The organism is Sphingomonas sp. PvP018 (assembly GCF_017876865.1).
GTDB lineage: Bacteria > Pseudomonadota > Alphaproteobacteria > Sphingomonadales > Sphingomonadaceae > Sphingomonas > Sphingomonas aerolata.
In genome coordinates this window covers 1,615,889-1,636,811 of the sequence record NZ_JAGIOU010000001.1, presented here as the reverse complement: position 1 = coordinate 1,636,811, position 20,923 = coordinate 1,615,889, and the positions used below count along the sequence as shown (strand labels likewise).

Here is a 20,923-nt window from a genome sequence, read left to right as displayed (position 1 = left end):
CGAGCGCGCGCTTGTGTCTCTATCGCTCCTATGGTGGGCAAGCCTGAAGTTAGTCTCTCGGCATCACTCGTATCCGCCAATCACGGCATTCAGGAAGCTGGGGAAGGGGCCGTTCCACCCGTCAACCGGCGCGTCGGGCACGGTACTGCGGCGGGTCGCCCGCACGGGATCGACCTTTGGCTCGCGTGCCTGCTCGGGCATGGCGGTCGACGGTGCTGGCGGCACTGTCGGCACCGGGGCCGCGACAGGACGTTCCGCGACCGGCGCGATGGGCATTGCCGGAGCAACACGGGGAAGCGCAGGCTGTGCGGCAGGGACCGGTTCGTCAATCGGCGTCCGAGCCCAGCGCGATGGTTTCGGCGTGGCAGCGGCCATGGGCGCTGCGATTTCGGCAGCTGCCATCACTTCGTCCTCGACGGCATGGGCAACGACATCGGCACGCGGCACCCGCCGCGTCCGCGACCGCTCGCGCCGCGGTGGCAGCTCTTCATTGCTATCGGACGACGCGGTAGCCGCCGGAGCCAGCGCTCTCGGCTCGGACAGCTTTAGCCGCTCGATCGTCTGGCCCGTCAGCTTTTCGATATTCTGGATATTTTCGGAATCGTCGGGTGCGACGAAGGTATAGGCTGTGCCCGTCGCGCCCGCGCGGCCCGTTCGGCCGATCCGGTGGACATAATCGTCGGGATGCCATGGCGCGTCATAGTTGAAGACGGTCGACACGCCCTTGATGTCCAGACCACGTGCGGCGACGTCCGAGGCGACCAAGATCGTCACCGCACCGTTCTTGAACAGGTCCAGTTCGGCGAGGCGCTGGGGCTGCTCCATGTCGCCATGGATTTCGCCGGATTTGTAACCCGCCTGCTTCAACACCTTGTTGAGGTCGCGCACGGTCGTCTTGCGATTGCAGAAGATGATCGCGTTGGTGACCTCGTCCTGCGCCAGGATCCGGCGCAGTGTCTCGCGTTTCGCGGTCTGGCTGGCGACCGGGACCAGATACTGCTTGATGTTGAGGTTGGTCGATGCAGGGCGCGAGACCTCGATCGTCTTGGGGTTCGAGAGAAACTTGTCCGCCAACTTCTTGATCGGCGGCGGCATCGTTGCCGAGAATAGCAGCGTCTGGCGCGACTTGGGCAGCTTGGTGCAGATTTCCTCGATGTCGGGGATGAACCCCATGTCGAGCATCCGGTCCGCCTCGTCGATGACCAGCAGCGAACAGCCGTTGAGCATGATCTTGCCGCGGCCGAACAGGTCCATCAGCCGGCCCGGCGTCGCGATCAGGACGTCGACGCCCTTTTCGAGCGCGGCGAGCTGGTCGCCCATCGACACGCCGCCGATAAGCAGCGCCATCGAGAGATGCGAATTGACGCCGTATTTCTCGAAGTTTTCGGCAACCTGCGCGGCCAGTTCGCGGGTCGGCTCAAGGATCAGCGAGCGCGGCATCCTGGCGCGGCTTCGGCCATGGGCAAGAATGTCGATCATCGGCAGCACGAACGACGCGGTCTTGCCGGTGCCCGTCTGGGCGATGCCGATGATGTCACGCATCATCAGAACCGAAGGGATCGCGCCGGCCTGGATCGGCGTCGGCTCGGTATAGCCGGCGTCAGTGACCGCCTTCAGGAGTTCTTCGGAAAGGCCGAGATCGGCAAAGCTCATTTATATGTCCGGGAAAAGGAGGGCGCGCATTATTCCCTCAAGCGCCCCGCCGCTCGCGGATTTCCAGCAAAATGTCAAGGAAAGCGGGTGGCGGCACGACGAAAGTCGCACATCACCCGTACGGTCTTGTCTATTGCTTGAGCTTCAGCGTCTTGAAGTCATCGATTTCGCAGCGCGCGCCGGACCGCATGCGAATCGCGTCGCGATCGCGACATATCAGACCGTCACCGCTCGGCCGCAGGTAGAAGCCCGGATAATAGTCGAGTGGTTTGCAGTCGCCATCAAGCTTCGCGCGCAATCGCGTGCCGTCCTGCATGACGAGATCGACCGAGCCCGGCTGGCCGAGAAAGGCGCCTGCTATCTCCGCGACGGCGACGCATTTGGGCCCCTTGCGCTCCTTCCACTCGCGCGGCTTCGACAAGGGCGCGCTACCGACGGGTTGGGCCGATCGCCTGAACATGCGGGGGACGCGGATGATGATGCGCTCGTGGATCGAGACCTGCGTGATCTCGACGCGCGCGCGGGTCGGCGCGGCGGGGTTCGCCACGGCCGCGAGGGGGGCGGTGAGGGCGAGGAGGGAGGCGGGAAGCGCAGGGTGAATCATGATGTCGCTAAGCAGCGTTAACCGCGATCGTTGAACGGGAGGTGAATTGCGCTTAGCGGCGCAGTCATGACGCCCGAACAGACACAGATGCTCGATGCGCTTGCCCCGCAGCTCGAGCGCAAGTCCATCGTCACCGATGCCGCAGATATCGCCCCCTGGCTTGAGGACTGGCGCGGCCGGTTCCATGGTGCAGCCCCGCTGATGCTCGCTCCGTCGTCGGTTGCCGAGGTATCGGCGATCGCCCAGGCCGCGCTGGCGTTCCGCGTCCCGCTGGTACCGCAGGGCGGCAACACGTCGATGGTCGGCGGGGCGACGCCGCCCGCCGATGGCCGTGCCGCCCTGCTGTCGCTGCGCCGTCTCAACCGCATCCGGTCGATCGATCCCGAAGGCGGTCTCGCGGTGGTGGAGGCCGGCGCAATCCTCGCTGATCTCGACGACGCCGCACAGGCGGTCGGTCAACGGTTCCCGCTGACGCTCGGCGCACGCGGCAGCGCGACGATCGGCGGCCTGGTCTCGACCAATGCCGGCGGCACGCAGGTGCTGCGGTTCGGGACGATGCGCGGACTGGTCGCAGGGGTCGAGGCGGTGCTGCTCGACGGCAGCGTCCATGACGGCCTGTCCGCGCTGAAGAAGGACAATCGCGGCTACGACATCGATCAGCTGCTCGTCGGATCCGAGGGAACGCTGGCGATCGTCACCGCAGCCACGTTGCGGCTAGTGCCAGCCGTGGCCGCACGCGCGGTCGCCTGGGTCGGGGTCTCCGGACCCGACAGCGCGCTCCGGCTGCTCCGCCGCTTGCAGGCGGCGACCGACCGTGTCGAAAGCTTCGAGATCCTGCCCCGCGAGACGCTAGCGGCAGCGGTCGCGCATCTCCCGGGAACGCGTGCGCCGCTCGACGGCGACCATGCCTGGCATGCCCTGATCGAGGCAACCACACCGTCCATGGACGGCGAGACCCCCGCGGCGCTGCTCGAACGGCTGCTGGGCGCCGCGCTGGAGGCAGGGCAGGCCGAGGATGCCGTGATCGCCGCCAGCGAAGCGCAGGCCGCGGCATTCTGGCGGATCCGCGATTCCCTTTCGGCGGCAGAACGCGCGCTCGGCCCCGCCACACAGCACGACATCTCGGTCCCGGTCGAGGCGATGCCGCGCTTCATGATCGATGCCGCGCGAGCCTGCGACGCGCGGTTTCCCGGCACGCATGCCAGCGGGTTCGGCCATCTGGGCGACGGCAATGTCCATTTTCACGTCCGCGCCCCGCAGGGCACTGATCCCGCGCGCTGGTATGCCGAGGATGCGCCGGTCGTGACGCGCTTCGTCGACGATCTGGTCGTCGCGGCCGGAGGATCGATCTCCGCAGAGCACGGGATCGGCCAGATGAAGATCAGCGAGCTGGAGCGGTTGTCGTCGCCGGCACGGCTGACGATCCTGCGCGCGGTGAAGACCGCATTCGATCCGCACGGGCTGCTGAACCCCGGCAAGCTCGTCACGCTTGCACGGGCAGGCGTCACGCCATAGAGCCTCGCGCCAATCGCCGGCGTCCTGCCGCCCAGATCCTCTGACGAAACACTGGAGATACATGATGGCCAGCGCACCGCAGCTTCCGCTCTTCTACAATGGCCTGGAGCCGCTTTCGAGCGACACGCACGCCGATTACAAGGTTCGCCCGCAGGAGAGCGCGCCGTTCCTCGTCGGCCAGCATGCGATCCCGATCACCGTCGACGAATTCCCGCTGGTGCAGCGTCACATGCCGATCGTCTTCTCGGTCGGCGACGATGCGATCCCGCTGGCGCTGATGGGCCTCAACGAGGGCGTCAACGTCTTCATCGGCGACGACGGCAAGCTGACCGAGAACACCTTCTACGTTCCCGCCTATATCCGCCGCTATCCGTACATGCTCGCGCGGCTGCATCCCGATGCGCAGGAGCTGTCGCTCTGCTTCGATCCGACCTCCGATGCGCTCGGTGCGTTCGACGAGGGCGACGCGCTGTTCGCGGATGGCGCGCCGACCGAGGTCACCAAGTCGATCCTGGCGTTCAACGAATCGTTCGAACAGGCCGGCGCGCGCACGCAGAACTTCATGAAGGAGCTGCGCGAACTCGGCCTGCTGATGGACGGCGAAGTCTCGATCCAGCCCGACGGCGCCGAGCAGCCCTTCGTCTATCGCGGGTTCCAGATGGTCAACGAGGAAAAGCTGATCGACCTGCGCGGCGATGCGCTGCGCAAGATCAGCAAGTCGGGGATGCTGCCGCTGCTGTACGCCCACCTGTTCTCGCTCGCGCTGATGCGCGACATCTTCGCCCGCCAGGTCCAGCTCGGCAAGACGCCGCTGCCGCAGCTCGGCGGCTGATCCGTCCGCGCCGACCGATCGCAGCGCGGTCGGTCGGCGCACCAGATACCGCGCGCTCGCGCCGGGATCCCGGGCTGCGATCGTTGCGGCGCAGAATTTTTCGCGTCGGGGTTGAACCAAAATCCCGCTCGCCCATTTTAGACCTGTACGGCACCGTGTCCCCCCCTTTCGCGGCGTCGTACGGCACGCTTCTAGCGTGCCTCCTCCCTGAACCTTGGCCACCTCGTGCTTCGCGCACGGGGTGGTTTTTTTATGTGCCGAGCTAGGGTCCCGCTGCGGGGGATCGGTGTCGCTAGCGCTGGCCCTTATTCGGCCGCTGCGGCCCGGGTGGTGGCCGATGCGCCCATGGCCAGCGCCTCGTTCGTCAAGGCCGTGAGAAGGGCCTTGAGCAGCCGCACCGTCGCATCTACGCCGGTGCCCAAGCCGTCGAACTGGCGATCGAGATAGAGCGACCGATCGAATTCGAGCTGAATCGCGTGGATCCCCGCAGTGGGGCGCGCGTGCCGTTCGAGGATATGCCCCCCGGCATAGGGCGCGTTGCGGGCAAAGGGCAGGCCTGTGTCCGCGATCTCGGTCTCGAGGCAGGCCAGGAAGCGCGGGTCGGCGCTGCGGCCGAAACGGTCCCCCAGCACGATGCGGGGCGGACTGCCGCCCGGTACGCCCGCCGCCGAGAGCGGCGGCATCGAATGGACGTCGAGGAGGATCGCGATCCCGAACTTCGCCTGCGCTGCAGCCAGCGCGTCGTGCACCGCGTCATGATAGGGGCGGTGGTCGTTGGCGATCCGGCTGGAGATGTCCGCGTCCGTAAACCGGCGCCGCCAGAGATCGGGCGCGGCGGCTGCCCGACGCGGTACCAGGCCGAGGCCGCTTCGCAGCTTGGCGGAGGGTTGAGGCTGCGCCATCGGGTTCGCCCCCTCGTCCACGCGCGGATCGCGCTCGGCCTCGCTGCGGTTCAGGTCGATCCAGGCGCGTGCCCGGGTCTGCACGATCATCGTCTCGACCGTCCGTGCCCGGGTGGCAACGATGTCGATATGACGGTCCTCGAGCGCCACCACGGTGTCGAACGGGACGCGCAACGCCTCGCGCAAGGCGGGCGGATAGTCGCGCCCGGCATGCGGTACCGACATCACCACCGGGCTGGCAGGCGGCAGGTCGCCGAAGCGCGTGAACGAAGGGGACGGCATGCGGAAAAGCGTAGGGCGCATTGCATGAACGGGCAAACGATCTGGAAATCTTAACTGCTTATGGAGTAACGGACCGCTAAATCACGGGAATATATCGATGTTGCGAATCCTGCTGGCCGAGGATGATCAGGTCATGCGCGAATATCTTACCCGCGCCCTGCAGCGATCGGGGTATGCGGTGACCGCGGTCGACCGTGGCACCGCGGCGATTCCGCTGCTCGAGACCGAGACGTTCGACCTGCTGCTGACCGACATCGTGATGCCCGAGATGGACGGCATCGAGCTGGCGCAGCGTGCTGGCGAGCTCTGCAAGAATCTTCGCGTCATGTTCATTACCGGCTTTGCGGCGGTCACGCTGAAGGCGGGCAAGACGATGCCGCAGGCGCGCGTGCTGTCCAAACCCTTCCATCTCCGCGACCTGGTGGCCGAGGTCGACCGGCTGTTCGAGATGGATAATGCAACAAGCTTCAATTGAGCGCTTGCGCCCCGCGATAAGCGCGGCTAGTGGAGCGCTCCGGCGGGCGTGTAGCTCAGTGGTAGAGCACTGTGTTGACATCGCAGGGGTCGCAAGTTCAATCCTTGCCACGCCCACCATGGAATTGACCCTACCCGGTCTTTCTCGTCTTTGCAGACAGAAAGCCGGGTAGGGATAATTCGAAGCAGAGGATGTCCTCAGGGACGTCCGGGCTTCCCAAACCCCATCATGTCATTTCTGGATCTTTGTGAGCACGGCCCTTCAAGGGGGCCGGACTCGGGAGCGCGGATCAGTGCGCTCCCGCGGGATCAGAAGCCCAGCCGCGCGCGGGCGACGATACGGTCGCCGCTGTGTCGCGCATCCGCAAACGGGCCGGTCGCATCGGCGCGCGCGATGTCGGTGCCGATATAATCGACCCCGAGCGTCAGCGGCCCCTGCTGGCGTTCGACGCCAAACCGCCAATCGGTATAGCTGCCACCGGGACGCAGCCGCTGTATGCGCAGCGGATCCGTCGTGGTGCCCGAGGAGTGCCCGATACCCGCGAGCAGCGTGTAGGGCGTCCCGGGGATCCCGGCATCGGCATTCGCATAAAGATAGACGTTGCTGCCCCCCAGCGCATCCTGCGACGGGGCGAACTCGATCCCGCCGACCAGGCGGGCTGGACCATAGCTGTACCGCGCGGACGCGCCGATCTCCGCATAGTCCATCCCGGTGCGCGCGCCGCCGAACAGATGCCCGGTCGCGGACGTCCGGAGCGTGACTGCGCCCAGATCCCACCCGGTTGCCAGCATGACGTCGACGACCGCGTCGGCGCCCGCGTGGCGGTCGGCGTTGCGGAGCGTCGTCACGCGCGCTGTCGCGTCGATCCTGCCGAGCGAGGCCGCCGCATCCGCGGACAGTACCGCGCGGCCCTCGCTCCAGCTGAGACCGCGGCGTGCTTCGTCGGTGACGACCTCGATCCCGCCGGAGGGCGCGACCTGTGCCTGCACGGACGTTGGGAGAAAGGCTGCCGTGCTGCACAGGGTCAGCGCGAGTGTGTGCGTGAAGGGGCGCGTCATCCTGCGGCCAACGCTCCGTGGATCTGATCGAGTTCGGCGCGGAGTACGTCATGGTCTTCCTGTGCCATCGCGGTCACGTCGTGATGCAGGTCGCGCGTCTTCGCGGCGACCTCGCGCGCGATCGCGGCGCGGCTGCTGCTGCACCATCCCGGCTGGTGGCCCGCCGCTACGCCATCGCGCGCGAAGTTGCGCGTCATCAGCGTCCCCGACGACGCCTTGGCATGGCGATCGACGATCATATTGGCGGTCCAGGCACAGCGCAGCGTCGAGGATTGTCCGGCGGGTGCGACCGCGCCGATCTGGCGGTGTTCGACGACGACCGCGCCGCGATAACGGACCTCCACGGGGCCGCTGTGATGATCGACCCGCGTCGTGTGTTCGATGGTCGGTGCGGCCATGGTGGCGGCGGTCGCGAGCGCGAGGCCGGCGAGCAGCATATGGGTCATGTTCGTCTCCTTTCGGGTCCCGGCTTATGCTGGCCGGTGACGCTTCCAAGTCTGGGCACGGTCGATTGACCATGCCCTGTGAACGCGCGCGTCTGGCGGTTCGTTGCGCGGGTACCGCGTCGGGCCGGGGGCGCGACGTCCTGAGTGCGGCAATTCGGGGCAGCGCGCCACGGCGGCGCGGTGGTGTTGACACACCATTCGCGGCGGGTATGGCAGGGCGCTCAGAGCGTCGGTTGCAGCGACTTTGGATGATCCGGTATGGTCCGCGCCCGTGCGCGGCGACGCCGGCCCCGGTCCACTGGCGCACGCCGCATGCCGTTTACAGGAACGATCACCATGACCGACGATCCGATCATCATCGCCAGCTATGCCCGCACGCCGATGGGTGGATTCCAGGGGGCCCTGTCAGGGGTCACCGCGACCGAACTCGGCGCGACCGCGGTCAAGGCGGCGGTCGAGCGGGCGCGGGTCGACCCGGCGGTGATCGACCGCATCTATATGGGCTGTGTCCTGCCCGCCGGGCTAGGACAAGCGCCCGCGCGGCAGGCGGCACTCGGTGCGGGGCTTCCCGATTCGGTCGAAGCCACCACGATCAACAAGATGTGCGGATCCGGAATGCAGGCCGCGATCATGGGGTTCGAGGCGCTTGCCGCCGGGACCGTCGACGTGGTTGTCGCGGGCGGAATGGAAAGCATGACGAATGCGCCCTTCCTGCTCGCCAAGCATCGCGGCGGCGCGCGGATCGGCCATGACGTCGTATCCGATTCGATGATGCTGGACGGTCTCGAGGATGCCTATGAGAAGGGCAAGCCGATGGGCGCGTTCGCCGAGGACACGGCGGGGGCCTATCAGTTCACGCGGGCGGACCAGGACGCGTTCGCGCTCGAAAGCCTGGCGCGGGCGAGTGCGGCGGTCACCGGGGGGCATTTCCGCGACGAGGTCGTGCCGGTGACGGTCAAGACGCGCGGCGGTGACGTCGCGGTCGTCGAGGACGAGCAGCCGGGCAAGGCAAAGCCCGAGAAGATCCCGGGCCTGCGCCCCGCCTTTGCCAAGGACGGGACGATCACCGCGGCGACCTCGGCCTCGATCTCGGACGGAGCCGCGGCGCTGGTCCTGACGCGGGCGAGCGTCGCCGCGCGGCTGGGGCTGGCGCAGGAGGCGCGGATCGTCGCGACCGCTGCGCATGCGCACGCCCCCGCGCAGTTCACGACCGCGCCCGTCTCGGCGATCCGCAAGGTGCTCGACCGTGCGGGCTGGACGGTCGGGGACGTCGACCTGTTCGAGGTGAACGAGGCGTTCGCGACGGTGGCGATGATCGCGATGCGCGACCTCGCAATCCCGCGTGACCGGCTGAACGTCAATGGCGGCGCAACCGCGCTCGGCCATCCGATCGGTGCAAGCGGCGCGCGGATCATCGCCACGCTGGTTGCCGCACTCAAGGCGCGCGGTCTGCGCAAGGGCGTGGCGGCGTTGTGCATTGGTGGCGGCGAGGCAACGGCGGTCGCGGTCGAACTCGTCTGACGCAGCCCGCCTTTGCCCTGGCGTCGGGTCTTTGGCGAAAGAGGCTTTTCGCCGGCGGTGCAATGCTGGCATGAGCCCGCGATGACCATTATCGCGCGATCGCGTCGCCTGTCCGCCGTCCTTCTCCTTCCGCTCGCGCTCCCGACGCCGGGCATCGCGCAAAACGTCGCCCCATCGCCCGTCGCCGAGACGCCGCCGGTGATCGTCGTCACCGGGCGTGGCTTGGCGGATGCACCCGGCGACCGGGCCTATGACATCGTCACGATCGAGCGCGACCGCATCCAGTCGAGCGCGAGCAACCGGCTGGAAACCGTGCTCGCCGATGTCGCGGGGCTGCAGCAGTTCCGGCGCTCGGATTCACGCAGCGCCAACCCGACCAGCCAAGGCATTTCGCTGCGCGGCATCGGCGGCAATGCGTCGAGCCGCGCGCTGCTGCTGTTCGATGGCGTCCCGCAAGCTGACCCGTTCGGCGGCTGGGTCGCGTTTCCCGCCTATGCGACGGGCCGGCTCGGCCGGATCCGCGTCACGCGTGGCGGCGGCAGCGGCTATCAGGGGCCGGGCGCACTTGCCGGCACCGTCGAGCTCGAAAGCGCCAGTCCCGACCAGTTGACCCCGTTCCACGCGGGCATCGCCTATGGCAGCCGCGATTCGGTCGACGCGCAGGCCTCGGCGGCGCTGGTCCGCGACGGCGGTTTCGCGGTCGTGTCGGGCGCCTATGCGCGCGGCGACGGCTTCACGCCGACGGTTGCGGGGTCGCGCGGCGCAGTCGATCGTCCGGCACCGTATGAGCAGGCATCGGGCGCGGTGCGCACGGTGATCGCCGTCGACGCGACCACCGAACTGCAGCTGAACGCGAGCGCCTTCACCGATACGCGCGACCGCGGTTCCGATTTCACGGACAATCGCAGCGAGGGCGCGGATGCCAGCCTGCGGCTAGTCGGCCGGGGGCGCTGGGGCTATTCGCTGCTCGGTTATCTTCAGACTCGCGCCTTTGCCTCGAGCTTTGGCAGCATTAATGCGGCACGCAGCGCGACGACCCAGTCGCTCGACCAGTATAATACGCCCGCGACCGGGCTCGGTGCGCGGTTCGAGCTTCTCCCGCCGCTAGGTGAGGCGATCACCCTGCGGCTCGGCGCGGACATTCGCGACGTCAGCGGCAAGACGCAGGAGCTGTTCTTTTTTGCCGGCGGCAATCCGACGCGGCGACGCGAAGCGGGGGGCAGTTCGACCACGTCGGGGCTGTTCGCGGACGGCAGTCTCGTCGCGGGCGATGTGACGTTCAGCCTTGGCGGGCGGATCGACCGCTGGACGATCGATCAGGGCTATCTGTCGGAACGCCCGCTTGCCGGCGGGCTGCCGGTCACCGACCTGCGCTATGCCGATCGCGAGGGCACCGAAACGACGGGCCGCGCAGGGATCGCCTATCGTCCCGTCGACGCGGTTACGCTGCGTGTCGCGGGCTATCGCGGCTGGCGGCTGCCGACGCTCAACGAACTCTATCGCCCGTTCCGCGTCGGCAACGATACGACCGCGGCCAATGCGCTGCTGTCGCCAGAGCGGCTGACCGGGGTCGAGGGTGGGGTCACGCTGGCGCCCGCGCCGGGTGTCAGCATCGCCGCGACCTATTTCTACAACAGGTTGAAGGACGCGATCGCCAACGTCACGCTGTCGTCGACCGCGACCAGCGCGTCGCGCGTCCGCCGCAACCTCGACGCGATCCGCGCACACGGGTTCGAGATCGATGCCGCGTATCGCCCAGGCCCGATCGGCGTCCAGGCTTCGTGGTCGCACGTCAATTCGACCGTGGACGCCTCGGCCGCCGCGATCGCGCTCGACGGGCTGCGTCCGGCCCAGACGCCGCGCGACCAAGTATCGGCGACGGTCGACTGGCGCCGCGATGCCGCCGCCGCATCGCTGACGGTGCGCCATGTCGCGCGCCAGTTCGACGACGATCAGAACAGCCGCAGCCTCGATCCCGCGACCACGCTCGATGCCTATGCGGCCTATCCGATCACCCGCGCCCTGGTCGTCGAGGCGCGCGCGGAAAACCTGTTCGATGAAACGGTCGAGGCGGGGATCAGCAGCGGCACGATCGTCGAACGTGCAACGCCGCGCACGCTCTGGATCGGGCTGCGCTACGCCATGCGGTAACGGACGGATCGGGGCCGGGCGAGGGCGGGGAGGCGGGAAGGTCATCGACGATGCCGCGCGAGCGCTCTATCCCGCGCGGGTGATCGATATTCCCGCCCCGCTCCGCCTGCGCCTCGACGGCGACGCTCTCGTCCGCAACTGGCAGACGCTCGACCGGATGAGTGGCCGCGCCGCGTGCGGTGCGGCGGTCAAGGCGAACGGCTATGGTCTGGGCGCGGTTGAGGTCGCGCGGCGCCTGGCGGGGGCGGGGTGTCGCGACTTCTTCGTCTCCAACTGGCGCGAGGCCGTCGAGCTGGCGCCGCTCGGCCTCGCGGTGTCCGTCCTGCACGGCGTCCGCGACGAGGACATGGCGGCGGCCCGCGCCGGGGTCGCGCGTCCGGTGCTGAACACGCCCGCACAGGTCGCGCGCTGGAAGGCGGCGGGTGGCGGCGCGTGCGACGTCATGGTCGACACGGGGATGAACCGCCTCGGCGTGTCCGCGCAGGATCTTGCCGACGGACTGCTCGACGGACTGACGATCGAGACGCTGATGAGCCATCTCGCCTGCGCCGATGAGGACGCGGCGATGAACGCGCTGCAGCGCGATCGGTTTGCGGCGTTGCAGGGCATGACGGGGGCGCGGCGGATGAGTCTCGCCAATTCCGCGGGTATCGCGCTGGGGCACGACTATGCGTTCGATCTGACACGGCCGGGATTGGCGGTGTATGGCGGGGTGCCGCGAGGGGAACTGGGCGAAGTGATCACGCCGGTGGTTTATCCCGAGGCGGAGATCCTGCAGGTCCGGCGGGTGCGCGCAGGCGACGCGGTCGGGTATAATGCGACATGGACCGCGAAGGCCGACACCGATGTCGCGGTCGTCAATCTTGGATATGCCGACGGGTATTTCCGGGGATTTTCCAATTGCGGCACCGCATGGCATGGCCAGGACCGGCTGGCAGTGATCGGGCGGGTCTCGATGGATCTCGTCGCGATCGACGTGACTTCGGCGACTGTGTGCGAGGGGGACTGGATCGCCTTTGACGTAGCCTTGCCGGATGCGGCCGTTGTGTCGGGGATGTCGCAATATGAACTGCTGACCGCGATGGGCACTAGGTTCCAGCGCCTTTGGGACGCGCCGCGTATATCTGCGTGACGCTTCGCGCGGGCAAGGCGCGGCACTAGGTCACGGCAAGCACCGCATAGGTGTCCGCGGACCGGCGGGTTACAAAAAAAGGGGCGGTGGAAATCACCGCCCCCCAAGGGATAGCGTTTGTCGCGAAAATCGCGATCAGGTCAGAACTTCGCCTGGAACCCGGCGTAGAATTTGCGGCCCAGCGGCTCGAAGATCGCGGTGCCGGCGCCGATGCCCGTCGAGCCCAGTGGCGGGAGGCGGTCGGTCAGGTTGTCGATGCCGAAGTAGAAGTTCGTTTCGCGCGTGACGTTCACGCCGAACTTCACGTCCATGTAGAACACGTCGGGGTAGTAGGGGATGTCGAAATCGTCGAGGTTCTGCGGGACGCGGCCTTGGAACGACTGACGGTTCTCGGCGGCCCCGACCGACTGCTTCGTGATGTAACGCATCTGCAGGTTGCCGAAGACCGAGCCGAAATCAGCGCCAAGGTTCCAGTTGACCTGATCCTTGGGCGTTCCAACTTCGCCGACCGTCGTGTCAGCAAAGCCCGGCTGCGTCGGGTCGGTGAACGAGCTGTTGGTCAGCACGTGCGTGTAGATGATGTGGCTGTTCAGGCGAACATCGCCAAAGGTGTGCGTGTAGTTCAGGTCGACGTCGATGCCGCGAACCTGCAGCTTTGCATAGTTGAGCAAGGTCTGCTGAAGGCTGCCCTCGACGATTCGATACTGCTCTTCACCGACAGCACCGGTCTGACCCGCGGGAACGCGAGTGAAGAGCGAGCAGAACTGGTTGCCGGTCGTTGGCGAATCGTAGCAGCTGTTGATGATGCCCTGCGCCGATGGCGCGGTGATCACATTGTTGACCTTGATGTTGTAGTAATCGACCGACAGCGTCAGGCCCGGGATAAACCTGGGCTGGAGCAGCACGCCATAGGTGTAGGAATCCGACTTTTCGACGTCGAGTTGCGGATTGCCGCCGCTGACAATCTCCAGCGTCTGTGCGTAGACATAGTCGTAGGTGGTCGGAATGCCCGCCGCGGCGCAATTGCCGGCCCGGAACTGCGTGCCCCCCGCGACGTTTCGCGCCGAGCACGGATCAGTGACGTTAGCGAAGTTCTGCGATTGCGGCGAGTAGAGATCGGACAGGTTGGGCGCACGGACCGAGCGAGAATAGTTTCCGCGGAAACGGATCCCATCGATCGGCGTATAGGTCGCGTTGCCGCTATATGCGTAAACCGTGCCCGCCGAGCCCTTGTAATCCGACACGCGGCCCGAACCGCTCAGTGTCAGCTCGCGGATGAGCGTGATGTCCTTCAACAGCGGTATGCGGATTTCGCCATACGCTTCCTTGACCTCGAACGAGGTCGGGTCGAACTTTCCGATCGCGTTGTAGAAGGTGTAGCCTGACGAGACCAAGGGATCCTGCTCGTAGAAGGCCGTCTCGCGCCGGTATTCGCCGCCGACCGAGAAGCCGATGTCGCCGCCGGGCAGGCTGAACAGCTGGCTCAGATCGCCGGAGACGAAGCCGTTGATGTCAAGCTGCGTGATCTTGCCACTCGAGACCGTGTCCTGAAGGACGTAGTTCTTGGCCGCCTGCGAGATATTCCCGGTGCCGAACGGATTGAGCGGCTGGCAGGCGGCGATATCCGCCGCCTGGACGGCTGCGTTTCCGGCGATGTCACCGCCGAAGGACGCATCGGCGCGCGCCTGACCCGTACCCGGCAGTTGCGATCCGCAGATGATCTGGCCGTTTGCCGGATTGGTGACAGCGTCTAGGGCAAGCACCATGCGCTGCTGGTTCAGATTGCCCATGACCTTCGTCTTTTCGCGGAACTCGCCATAGTTCCCCGCAAGCTCATAGTGCCAGTCGTCGTTGAACGTTCCCCGGACACCGCCGACAAGACGGTAGGTTTCGCGCCGCGCGGCTTCGGTGCGGACGCCCAGATCGGTGAGGTTCTTGCGCAGGATGAAGCGGAAGGACCCGTTGTTGATCGCGGTGATGTTCGCGGCCGTGAGCGGTGCGTTGGTAGTCGGATTGATACCGCTTGCGAGGATCTGCGCAGCGATGGTGTTGCGCGCATCGGCCGACAGATAGGGGTTATCAAGTCGCGGCCGCTCGTAGAGAAGGTCCAGCGTTTGGCCGGTGAAGAAGGCCGGTCCCGAGCTCCCCTGTCCGACCGAATCGGTGCGCGAATATTTGGCCTCGATGAACGGGACGAAGGCGTCCGATACCTCGAAATGGCCGATGAGATTGGCCGAGTACCGGTTAAGTTCTGGCAGGATCTGAATCAGCTGCCCTTCACGGCGCGTGTCGCCATTGCCGCTCAGATAGGATCCGGCCGGTACCGCGCTGGCGCGGAACGGGTTGGTGGCACTGCCCGTGCCGGCCGTTGCGGCAAGGCCGACACGCGAGCCGGTTTGCTGCGCCAGGGCGCCGGACGACTGGAACAGGAAGTTGCACGAGAAGGGGCGTCCGGCATTGTTGAACGTCGCCGTCGGCGTGTTGTCGCGCCCGCACGCGCCGGTCGGGCTTGCAAAGGCGACAAGACCGCCGGCCGAGATCGTTGCCGACCGGATATCGCGGAAGAACACCGAATCCGGAATGCCGTCATAGTTCAGGTTCGTCTGACCGGTAGCGACGCCCGCGGAGTCGGAATCGGTTGCGATGAAGCCGTTGGCCTGGCGCAGATAGTCGCGCTGCGACGCGTAGAGCGCATTCTGCCGCGAATATTCCAGATTGACCGCGAGGTTGCCGCGACCGTCGGCGAAATTCTTGCCCGCCAGGACGCTGCCGAAATAGGATCCTGCATCGCCGCGCTCGCTGATCGCACCCTGGCCGCGGACCTGCAGACCCTCGTAATTGTCCTTCAGGATGAAGTTGACGACGCCGGCCAGCGCGTCCGATCCGTAGACGCCCGAATTACCGCCCGTCACAAGATCGACGGACTGGATCAGGTCAGTCGGGATCGTGTTGGTGTCGACCGATACGGCGTTGTTGAGGATGTCGGACCCGACATGCCGGCGACCGTTGACGAGCACGAGCGTGCGCTGCGTTCCAAGGCCGCGCAGATCGAGCAGGTTGAGGCCGGCCGTGCCGAGGAAGCGGGTCGAGTTCGCCTGGCTATAGGTGCTCTGGAGCTGCGGCAGATCGTTCAGGACGTCGCCGATCGACGTCTTGGCGGTCGTCGTCAGTTCGACCGCACTGATCGTGCTGACGGGAACCGCGGATTCGCCGTTCGGGCTGGCGATGCGCGACCCGGTGACGAGGATCTCGTCGTTCGCAGGCTGTGACGCTTCGCGCTGGGGTGCTTCCGCAACAGGTGCGACCTGATCCGGTGCGGTTTGTGCCAGCGCAGTGCCGGGCAGTGCCGCAAGCGCGCCGACGATCGCCGTCGCGCCCAGAAAGCGAGAAAATTTCATAATACCCCTTTGCGTTGGCATTTATGCCCTATTCGATGGCGAGAGGGTGACGCCATGCGATTGGCCGCGCAATTGGTTTATTGCTGCAGCATGAACGGAAGTCCGAGTTTTCACAAAACTGTAGCGTTCACGCAACAATTCGACACATCCCCTTCCATATTCCATGTTGTGAACTCGAAGAGGCGAGGTGGCGTTATCACCGCAGCGAGGCGATAGCGGCCGCGTCGTTGTCAACGAGGCTCACAGCTTCCGCCGTGCGATCGCAAACCATAGGGTTTAAACCAAAATACACCCAAGCGGCCTTGCGGAGGTTTTTAACAACAAACATAGATTATAAATCGACATATTGTGACAAATATGTTGCATTCTTACAACGCGTGCGGCGCCAAATGACAATTCCGTCATGTAAGGGTCGATCTTCGTCTGATGTCTCCCTAGAAAATCACGTGTTCACAGGGGGATATAACTAATGCGATGCAATCTGCTCGTTCGCGTATCCGCGCTTGCCGTCTTGGCCGCGGGATTTTCCGGCAACGCCTATTCACAAACCTCGACCACCCCTGAATGCACGCCCGGCCAGGAGCGTCTCGCCGATGGGTCGCTGTGCGCGCCGGTCGCGGGCGAGCCGGCGGTGGGCGCCGATGGCGCAACGCGGCGCGAGTCCGCCCCCGAAGAGATCACCGTCACCGGATCGCGTATCCGGCTGCCGAACGTCGAAGGCACCGTGCCGATCACGGTGATCAACAATCAGTATCTGTCCAATCGCGGCCTGACCAATGCCGCCGATGCGCTGAACGAGACGCCGGGCATTCGCGGCAGCATCACGCCAGCGGGCGCGCAGGGTTCGTTTGGCCAAGGCGTCAATTTTATCAACGGACTTGGTCTGGGTTCGAACCGGACGCTCACGCTGATCAACGGCCGCCGCTCGGTATCGTCCAACGTGACGACGATCTTCAACCAGGGCGGCGCGGGGACGCAGGTCGACGTCAACGTCATTCCGACGCTGTTGCTCGACCGTATCGAACAGACCTCGACGGTCGGGGCGACCACCTATGGTTCGGACGCGATTGCCTCGACGGTCAATTTCATTCTCGACACCCGCCTGAAGGGCGTCCGCTACACCGCATTGAGCGGTGTCACGGAAGAAGGCGACGCATTCCGTTACAACTTGGCGCTGGCGGGTGGCTTCGACTTTGACGATGGCCGCGGTAACATCACGCTGGCCTATACGCGCGACTATCAAAAGGGTTTGCTGTACAATTCACGGGGATTTCTGCGCGACAATATCGGATCGGCCGACAATCCCTCGACAGCGCAGTCCGCACAGCTCGGCCGCCCTGCTGGTACGACCGCCGCAAATGACGGCCGGGTGAACACGGGAATCGGTTTCAATGATTCTGGAACTGACGGATTTCCCGGATCGATCCTGGTACGCGACCGGACGTTGCCGTTGCTGACCGGTGGAGGTCTGATCACGTCGGCCTTCGCCAACGCGAACGGGACCGGCTCAGTCGCGGCGGCAGTGCAGAATTATCAATTCGACCGCAGCGGCAATCTGGTGCCCTTCAACCGGGGTATCCGGTTCGTGAGCGTCCAGCAGGGCAGCGGCGGCGACGGGTTCCGCTTCAACGATTATTCGCAGATCACCAGCGATCTGCGGCGCAACGTGTTTAACGGCTTTGCCGGTTACGACTTTTCCGATGCGTTCAAGGTCTTCATCGAGGCAACCTATTTCCAGTCGCGCGGTGACGAACTGGTTCAGCAGCCGACCTTCAACAGCAGCCTGTTCGGCGGTCTCAGCGGCGCGCTGACGTTCACGACCGCAAGCCCGTTCCTGACGGATCAGGCGCGCGCGCAGCTGACGGCGCTCGGCGTCCAGCGGTTCCAGGTCTCGCGTGCATCGCTCGATCTGGCCGACCTGACGGGCTTCTCGACCAACAAGCAATATCGTGCCGTCGCCGGCGTCCGCGGCGATTTCAATGTTGGTGGTCGTCGTTTCAACTATGAAGCCAGCAGCAACATCGGTCGGGTTGATATTCGCGATACGCGCCAGGACATCAACGCGCAGCGGTTCATCAATGCGGTGAACGTCACGCGGAACGCCTCGGGACAGATCGTGTGCACGGCAACCCCGTTGGTGCAGGCTGCACCGGGCGGTACGCCAGTCGCAGACGCCGCCTGCGTGCCGCTCAACCTGTTGGGTGAAGGTCTTTCGAGCCCGGAGGCACGGTCGTACATCGTATCCGAGAACATCACGAGGAGCCGGCTCGAACAGATCGTTTACAACGTCAATGTCGGCGGCAGCCCGTTCGATCTGTTCGGCAACGAGACCGGCTTCAACCTGGGCTATGAGCATCGCGAGGAGCGCGGAAGTTTCACCCCCAGCACGTTCGAGCAACTGGGGCAGGGTCGTGCTGTCGCCATTCTTCCGGTCGCGGGACGATACAATGTCGACGAGGTGTTCGGCGAAGTCATCCTTCCGATCGTCACGGCGCAGAACGGGTTGTCGTTCCTGCATTCGCTTCAACTGAATGCCAGCGGCCGTCACGTCAACAACACCGTCAATGGCGGTTTCACGGCCTATGCAGGCGGCGTGTCGTTCGCGCCGATCCGGGATATCGCGCTGCGCGGCAATTATACGAAGTCGTTCCGCGCACCTGCCATCACCGAACTGTTCTCCCCCGTTGCGAACGTGTTCACCACGGTTCCCGACCTGTGTTCGCCTGCCAACATCAATGCCGGTGCCGCGCCCGAAAACCGTGCCCGCAACTGCGCGGCCTTCCTGTCGGCATTCCCGAATGCCACGCCACTGGATGCCGCAGCCGCCACCGTCCCGGGACGCAACGGGGGCAATGTCGGGCTTGCGAATGAAGTGGCGAAGAGCTTCACCTACGGTGTCGTTCTACAGCCGCGTTTCATTCCCAACCTGACGCTGACGGTCGATTATGTGAACATCAAGATCTCGGATCCAATTGCCAGCCTGACGGTCGCGCAGATCGCATCGGCGTGTTTCGACAATTCGACGTTCAACGCCGCCGATCCGGCGAACGGCAATGCGTTCTGCTCACAGATCCGACGCTATGCACAGGGACAAGGCGGCGCATCGGCGAACGGTGGCAACAATGGCGGCCAGGTGGTCAACGACCCCCTAAACCCAGGTGTCGGAAGTGGTTTCGTCAACGGAAACAAGATCAAGTTTGAAGGGATCCAGTCCGAACTCACCTATAATCGTTCGCTGTCGGGTCTGGGCATTCCTGGCTCGGTCGGGATGCGGGGAAATCTGTTCGTCTCGCTCAAGCGCGTCAACGACATCACCGGCGTTGCCCCCGTGCGGACCGACGGAACGCTGGGCGATCCGACGTTTCAGGGCCAGTACAACCTTTCCTATTTTCATGACGACTTCGGCATCTCGACCTCGTTCAACTATACCGGCGAGCAGCTTTTCTCTCGCGTCAGCCGTGGTGCCGATCTTCGCGAAATCGACAAGCTCAAGGATTTCGTGACGGTCAATCCGAGCGTCTACATCAACGCAAGCGATCGTTTCCGGGTTACCTTTGCCGTGACCAACCTGTTCAACAGGGTCGGCGAAAAGTACAACGGGATCATCATCCCGGCGAGCTATAGTGACCTGATCGGTCGTCGATTTGCAGTGAGCGTTGCCGGAAAGTTCTGAGCCGGCTATAATTTGAAGAGGGGCCGCTCGTTTTACCGAGCGGCCCCTTTTTCGTTTGAGGCTCATAAACGCGGCAACGGTAATCTTTACCGTTCGAGGCACATGGCGATCCCCATGCCGCCGCCGATGCACAGCGTGGCAAGGCCCTTGCTCGCGTCACGCTTCTCCATCTCGTAGATCAGCGTCGTCAGCACGCGCGCGCCGCTGGCGCCGATGGGGTGGCCGATCGCGATTGCGCCACCATTGACGTTGACCTTGTCGGCATCCCAGCCGAGCTCCTTGCCGACCGACAGAGCCTGGGCGGCAAACGCCTCGTTCGCCTCGATCAGGTCGAGATCGGCGATCGTCCAGCCGGCCTTCTCCAGCGCGCGGCGCGTGGCGGGGACGGGGCCGATGCCCATGATCGACGGGTCGACGCCGGCGGAGGCCCAGCTTCGGATCGTCGCGAGCACCGGACTGCCGCGGCGCTCTGCCTCGTCGCGGCGCATCAGCACCAGCGCGGCGGCGCCGTCGTTGAGGCCGCTCGCATTCGCCGCGGTGACGGTGCCGTCCTTCTTGAACGCCGGCCGGACGCCCGACACGCTCTCGATCGTCGCGCCCGCGCGGATATATTCGTCATCGCTGACGATCGTGTCGCCCTTGCGGCCCTTGATCGTTACCGCGGCGATCTCGTCCTTGAACCGGCCCGATCCGCGGGCCGCCTCCGCCTTGTTCTGCGAGCCGACCGAGAAGGCGTCCTGTTCGCTGCGCGTAACCTGATATTGCTCGGCGAGATTTTCGGCGGTGATGCCCATGTGATAGCCGTTGAACACGTCGGTCAGACCGTCGCTGACCATCGTGTCGACAAGGCTGAGATTGCCCATCTTCTGCCCGCCGCGGATCGACTGGGCGTGCGCGGACAGCGACATGGATTCCTGCCCGCCGGCGACGACGATCGTCGCGTCACCGGTCTGGATCGCCTGACAGGCAAGCGCGACCGCGCGCAGCCCCGAGCCGCAGACCTGGTTGACGCCCCAGGCGGGCACTTCCTTGGGAACGCCCGCCGCCATCGACGCCTGACGCGCGGGGTTCTGCCCCTGCGCCGCGGTCAGTACCTGGCCGAGGATCACTTCGGAGACATCGGCGCCGTCGACACCCGCCTGCGCGAGTGCCGCCTCGATCGCAGTGCGGCCGAGCTCATGCGCGGGGACGGTGGCGAAGGCGCCGAGGAAGCTGCCGACCGGGGTACGCTTGGCGGCGGTGATGACGATGTCGCTGGGGTGGGTGGCGGTCATGACGGGT

General features: G+C 65.5%; 14 protein-coding genes and 1 tRNA gene. 8 read left to right on the top strand and 7 right to left on the bottom strand.

What is annotated here, in order from left to right:
* Nucleotides 1-63: 63 nt before the first annotated feature.
* The gene (locus J3A66_RS07080; protein WP_209567943.1) at nucleotides 64-1,653 is read right to left on the bottom strand and encodes a DEAD/DEAH box helicase; all 1,590 of its coding nucleotides are present in this window, start codon (nucleotides 1,651-1,653) and stop codon (nucleotides 64-66) included.
* 130 nt (nucleotides 1,654-1,783) lie between these two features.
* Complete coding sequence (locus J3A66_RS07075) at nucleotides 1,784-2,257, bottom strand: hypothetical protein (RefSeq protein ID WP_031439984.1); 474 nt, start codon at nucleotides 2,255-2,257, stop codon at nucleotides 1,784-1,786.
* 66 nt (nucleotides 2,258-2,323) lie between these two features.
* On the opposite strand from J3A66_RS07075, the gene J3A66_RS07070 reads away from it, so the two are divergent.
* The gene (locus J3A66_RS07070; protein ID WP_209567941.1) at nucleotides 2,324-3,772 is read left to right on the top strand and encodes an FAD-binding oxidoreductase; all 1,449 of its coding nucleotides are present in this window, start codon (nucleotides 2,324-2,326) and stop codon (nucleotides 3,770-3,772) included.
* Between the two features lie 64 nt (nucleotides 3,773-3,836).
* On the top strand, nucleotides 3,837-4,604 hold the full coding sequence (locus tag J3A66_RS07065; RefSeq protein ID WP_031394972.1) for a SapC family protein: 768 nt from the start codon (nucleotides 3,837-3,839) through the stop codon (nucleotides 4,602-4,604).
* Nucleotides 4,605-4,909: 305 nt separating this feature from the next.
* On the opposite strand, the gene J3A66_RS07060 is transcribed toward J3A66_RS07065, so the two are convergent.
* On the bottom strand, nucleotides 4,910-5,788 hold the full coding sequence (locus J3A66_RS07060; protein WP_209567939.1) for an N-formylglutamate amidohydrolase: 879 nt from the start codon (nucleotides 5,786-5,788) through the stop codon (nucleotides 4,910-4,912).
* Nucleotides 5,789-5,885: 97 nt separating this feature from the next.
* Between J3A66_RS07060 and J3A66_RS07055 the strand changes: the two genes are divergently transcribed.
* Together J3A66_RS07055 and J3A66_RS07050 are read left to right on the top strand one after the other, a co-directional pair.
* The gene (locus J3A66_RS07055; RefSeq protein ID WP_031394969.1) at nucleotides 5,886-6,263 is read left to right on the top strand and encodes a response regulator; all 378 of its coding nucleotides are present in this window, start codon (nucleotides 5,886-5,888) and stop codon (nucleotides 6,261-6,263) included.
* Between the two features lie 44 nt (nucleotides 6,264-6,307).
* Nucleotides 6,308-6,382 (top strand) — tRNA-Val (locus tag J3A66_RS07050).
* Nucleotides 6,383-6,571: 189 nt separating this feature from the next.
* On the opposite strand, the gene J3A66_RS07045 is transcribed toward J3A66_RS07050, so the two are convergent.
* Entirely contained in the window at nucleotides 6,572-7,321 is a 750-nt protein-coding gene (locus J3A66_RS07045; protein ID WP_209567937.1) for a TorF family putative porin, read from the bottom strand.
* Nucleotides 7,318-7,767 carry a hypothetical protein gene (locus J3A66_RS07040; RefSeq protein ID WP_236559145.1) on the bottom strand — a complete coding sequence of 150 codons (450 nt, stop codon included), beginning with the start codon at nucleotides 7,765-7,767 and terminating at the stop codon, nucleotides 7,318-7,320. The genes J3A66_RS07045 and J3A66_RS07040 overlap by 4 nt, the downstream gene beginning before the upstream one ends.
* 336 nt (nucleotides 7,768-8,103) lie before the next feature.
* Here J3A66_RS07040 and J3A66_RS07035 point away from each other — a divergent pair, with 336 nt between their 5' ends.
* The 3 genes from J3A66_RS07035 to alr all read left to right on the top strand — a co-directional run bounded on the left by J3A66_RS07035 (nucleotide 8,104) and on the right by alr (nucleotide 12,571).
* The gene (locus J3A66_RS07035; protein WP_166746858.1) at nucleotides 8,104-9,288 is read left to right on the top strand and encodes an acetyl-CoA C-acyltransferase; all 1,185 of its coding nucleotides are present in this window, start codon (nucleotides 8,104-8,106) and stop codon (nucleotides 9,286-9,288) included.
* 81 nt (nucleotides 9,289-9,369) lie between these two features.
* Nucleotides 9,370-11,439, top strand: a complete 2,070-nt coding sequence (locus tag J3A66_RS07030; protein WP_209567934.1) for a TonB-dependent receptor — start codon at nucleotides 9,370-9,372, stop codon at nucleotides 11,437-11,439.
* 88 nt (nucleotides 11,440-11,527) lie between these two features.
* Complete coding sequence (alr, locus tag J3A66_RS07025) at nucleotides 11,528-12,571, top strand: alanine racemase (RefSeq protein WP_348634085.1); 1,044 nt, start codon at nucleotides 11,528-11,530, stop codon at nucleotides 12,569-12,571.
* 140 nt (nucleotides 12,572-12,711) lie between these two features.
* On the opposite strand, the gene J3A66_RS07020 is transcribed toward alr, so the two are convergent.
* Nucleotides 12,712-15,969, bottom strand: a complete 3,258-nt coding sequence (locus J3A66_RS07020; protein ID WP_209567930.1) for a TonB-dependent receptor — start codon at nucleotides 15,967-15,969, stop codon at nucleotides 12,712-12,714.
* A 469-nt stretch (nucleotides 15,970-16,438) separates the two neighbouring features.
* Here J3A66_RS07020 and J3A66_RS07015 point away from each other — a divergent pair, with 469 nt between their 5' ends.
* Nucleotides 16,439-19,642 carry a TonB-dependent receptor gene (locus J3A66_RS07015; RefSeq protein WP_209567926.1) on the top strand — a complete coding sequence of 1,068 codons (3,204 nt, stop codon included), beginning with the start codon at nucleotides 16,439-16,441 and terminating at the stop codon, nucleotides 19,640-19,642.
* An 86-nt stretch (nucleotides 19,643-19,728) separates the two neighbouring features.
* Here J3A66_RS07015 and J3A66_RS07010 read toward each other — a convergent pair whose 3' ends face one another.
* Nucleotides 19,729-20,916, bottom strand: coding sequence for an acetyl-CoA C-acetyltransferase (locus tag J3A66_RS07010; RefSeq protein ID WP_209567924.1), 1,188 nt, complete (start codon nucleotides 20,914-20,916; stop codon nucleotides 19,729-19,731).
* Nucleotides 20,917-20,923 lie beyond the last annotated feature (7 nt).

Bases quoted from the DNA above. Each gene is read 5' to 3' on its own strand.
- J3A66_RS07040 (WP_236559145.1), bottom strand. From the start codon at position 7,767: ATGACCCATATGCTGCTCGCCGGCCTCGCGCTCGCGACCGCCGCCACC.
- J3A66_RS07015 (WP_209567926.1), top strand. From the start codon at position 16,439: ATGCGATGCAATCTGCTCGTTCGCGTATCCGCGCTTGCCGTCTTGGCC.
- J3A66_RS07010 (WP_209567924.1), bottom strand. From the start codon at position 20,916: ATGACCGCCACCCACCCCAGCGACATCGTCATCACCGCCGCCAAGCGT.
- J3A66_RS07030 (WP_209567934.1), top strand. From the start codon at position 9,370: ATGACCATTATCGCGCGATCGCGTCGCCTGTCCGCCGTCCTTCTCCTT.
- J3A66_RS07080 (WP_209567943.1), bottom strand. From the start codon at position 1,653: ATGAGCTTTGCCGATCTCGGCCTTTCCGAAGAACTCCTGAAGGCGGTC.
- J3A66_RS07060 (WP_209567939.1), bottom strand. From the start codon at position 5,788: ATGCCGTCCCCTTCGTTCACGCGCTTCGGCGACCTGCCGCCTGCCAGC.
- J3A66_RS07070 (WP_209567941.1), top strand. From the start codon at position 2,324: ATGACGCCCGAACAGACACAGATGCTCGATGCGCTTGCCCCGCAGCTC.
- J3A66_RS07020 (WP_209567930.1), bottom strand. From the start codon at position 15,969: ATGAAATTTTCTCGCTTTCTGGGCGCGACGGCGATCGTCGGCGCGCTT.
- J3A66_RS07075 (WP_031439984.1), bottom strand. From the start codon at position 2,257: ATGATTCACCCTGCGCTTCCCGCCTCCCTCCTCGCCCTCACCGCCCCC.
- J3A66_RS07035 (WP_166746858.1), top strand. From the start codon at position 8,104: ATGACCGACGATCCGATCATCATCGCCAGCTATGCCCGCACGCCGATG.
- J3A66_RS07065 (WP_031394972.1), top strand. From the start codon at position 3,837: ATGGCCAGCGCACCGCAGCTTCCGCTCTTCTACAATGGCCTGGAGCCG.
- J3A66_RS07045 (WP_209567937.1), bottom strand. From the start codon at position 7,321: ATGACGCGCCCCTTCACGCACACACTCGCGCTGACCCTGTGCAGCACG.
- J3A66_RS07055 (WP_031394969.1), top strand. From the start codon at position 5,886: ATGTTGCGAATCCTGCTGGCCGAGGATGATCAGGTCATGCGCGAATAT.